The 2,541-nt window shown below is 71.8% G+C and carries 3 protein-coding genes; 2 read left to right on the top strand and 1 reads right to left on the bottom strand.

Features of this window, described 5'->3' with window-relative positions; translation table 11 throughout:
* The first annotated feature begins 131 nt into the window (after nucleotides 1-131).
* A complete protein-coding gene (gene serC / locus Q0A33_RS07700; protein ID WP_291794856.1) occupies nucleotides 132-1,286 on the top strand; it encodes a phosphoserine transaminase in 1,155 nt (384 codons plus the stop codon).
* A gap of 182 nt (nucleotides 1,287-1,468) precedes the next feature.
* On the opposite strand, the gene Q0A33_RS07705 is transcribed toward serC, so the two are convergent.
* Nucleotides 1,469-1,981 carry a DUF456 domain-containing protein gene (locus Q0A33_RS07705; RefSeq protein WP_291794857.1) on the bottom strand — a complete coding sequence of 171 codons (513 nt, stop codon included), beginning with the start codon at nucleotides 1,979-1,981 and terminating at the stop codon, nucleotides 1,469-1,471.
* 181 nt (nucleotides 1,982-2,162) lie between these two features.
* Here Q0A33_RS07705 and Q0A33_RS07710 point away from each other — a divergent pair.
* Nucleotides 2,163-2,541, top strand: a 379-nt coding sequence (locus Q0A33_RS07710; protein ID WP_291794858.1) for a DUF4166 domain-containing protein, incomplete at its 3' end; no start/stop codon positions are given.

Genomic DNA, 2,541 nt, shown 5'->3' on the forward strand with positions numbered 1-2,541 from the left:
AGCGGGTGGGAGCCGCCCCGGGCTCCCCGTGCGGCTCCCCCCCGCTCCCGCAGCCGGGCCCACTCAGCACTCTGCGCCGCGTTCCGCGGACAGGTGCCCGGGCCGCACGCCTCCCGCAGTAGGATCGCTGCGTGAGTGAGACAGCCAACACACCAGTCATCATCCCCGACGATCTCAAGCCCGCCGACGGCCGCTTCGGCGCCGGCCCGTCCCGCGTGCGCCCGGCCCAGATCGAAGCGATCACGGCAGCCGGACGCACCGTGATGGGGACCTCCCACCGGCAGGCGCCGGTGAAGGCGCTGGTGCGCCGCGTGCGCGAGGGGCTGGGGCAGCTCTTCTCCCTGCCGGAGGGCTACGAGGTCGTCCTGGGCAACGGCGGCTCCACGTCCTTCTGGGACGCGGCGACATTCAGCCTGGTGCGGGAGCGCGCCTCCCACGCCTCGTTCGGGGAGTTCGGCTCCAAGTTCGCCAAGGCCACGCGGACCGCGCCCTTCCTGCAGGATTCCCTGGTCGTCGAGGCCGCCCCCGGCACCGGCGCGCTCCCCCAGGCGGACGCCTCGGCGGACGTGTACTCCTGGCCGCACAACGAAACCTCCACGGGCGTGGCGGTGCCGGTGGTGCGACCGGAGGGGATCGCCGAGGACGCGCTGGTGGTCATCGACGCGACCTCGGCCGCCGGCGGCCTGAGCGTGGACATCGGTGAGGCGGACGTCTACTACTTCGCGCCGCAGAAGAACTTCGCGGCGGACGGCGGACTCTGGGTCGCGGTCGTCTCCCCCGCCGCAGTGGCGCGCATCGAGGAGATCGCCGCGAGCGGGCGCTGGATCCCGGAGTCGCTGAGCCTGAAGACGGCGCTGGACAACTCCCGCAAGGACCAGACGTACAACACTCCCGCGGTCGCCACGCTCATCATGCTCGCGGAGCAGATCGAGTGGATCAACGGCAACGGCGGACTCGAGTGGGCAGCCGCCCGCACCGCGGAGTCCTCCTCGCTGGTCTACGCGTGGGCCGAGGCCTCCCCCACCGCCACGCCGTTCGTCGCGGACCCGGCGGAGCGCTCCGCGGTGGTCTGCACCATCGACTTCGACGAGTCCGTGGACGCCGCTGCGCTCGCATCCGCGCTCCGTGAGAACGGGATCGTGGACGTGGACCCCTACCGCAAGCTGGGCCGCAACCAGCTGCGCATCTCCACCTTCGTGGCCATCGAGCCGGACGAGGTGCGCGCGCTGCTCGCCTGCATCGACTGGGTGCTGGCGAAGTGGGGCGTGCCCACCGCCAACAGCTGAGCGGCGCTGCACCGGCCCACACCGCTCACACGGTTTCCCACCCACCCACGCATGGGTGGGTGGGAAACCCTGTGCGCGGGCCCTCACGCCGAGGGCACCCACCTCACTCTGCCGGCGCTCACGCGGCCGGTGCCCACACGTCGCCCGTCCGCGGCACCCACCTCACACGGCCGGCGCCCGCCTCAGGCCGCGGGCGCGAGAGCGGTGAAGTAGTAGACGGAGGTCCCGACGAACACTGCCAGTGCCACCGCCGCACAGCCGAACTCCACGAGGATCCCCACTCCCGCGGCCTTGAGCGCGGTCCAGCTGGAGTCCCAGGCGGGGCGAGCCTCACCCAGCCTGCGCCATTCCGCCAGCCAGAGGCCCACGACGAATCCCAGCAGCAGGCCCACCACGGGAACCACGAAGAAGCCGACGACGGCGAGCACCCCGCCCATGAGCATGGAGGAGTTGGGGATGCCCCGCTCCTTGAGTCTCTTTCCGGTGAGCACCCAGGACGCGGCCATGCCCACACCCACGAGCACCCCGATCACACCGAAGGCCGTCCACGCCGCACCGCCGCCCAGCACGATGGCCCAGACGAGGGCGGAGATCCCGATGAGGATGGAGCCCGGCAGAACGGGAACGACGATCCCCACGCATCCCACCAGCATGAGCAGTCCGGCGACGAGGGTGACGACGAGCTCGGTCGTCATGGAGGGCTCTCCGTTCACACGGGTGCAGGTACGCCGCGAGTCTACGGGAGCAGGCTCCGCGATACCGGGGAATACCCGCTCTGCCCTGCCGGTCAGCGCGTGATCCGCTCCAGAGCCGCAGTCGCGGCGACCCTGCCGTCGCCGGCGACCCCGCCGTCCGCACCGCTCCTAGACTCACCACATGGCCTCACCCGAGCGTTCCGAGCCGGCACTCTCCCCCTACGAGCGAGCGCTGGGCCCTGCCGCGGCAGCCCGGCTCCATCCTCGGCTGCGCAGCTACTTCCGTGCGCTGACCGCCGCCGAGGTGGGAGTGGGACACGGCGTCTTCCGCACCGCCGGCTGCCCCGCGGGGCAGGGCCGGGTCCGGATTCTCCGACCGCTCCTCTTTCCCCTGCTGCGCTGGCTGCAGCGCCGTGGGGTGGTGTTCGCCGGGCACGAACACCACGTCCCCTTCCGGGTGGAGAACCGCACGCACGCCGGTGCCACGCACGCTCGCCGCACCTTCCACCTGCTCAGCGGAGACTGGACGATGCAGGACGCGGTGTCGTTCTCAGGGAAGA

Origin of the sequence: Brevibacterium sp., assembly GCF_022712115.1 — a bacterium.
Classification (GTDB): Bacteria; Actinomycetota; Actinomycetes; order Actinomycetales; family Brevibacteriaceae; genus Brevibacterium; species Brevibacterium salitolerans.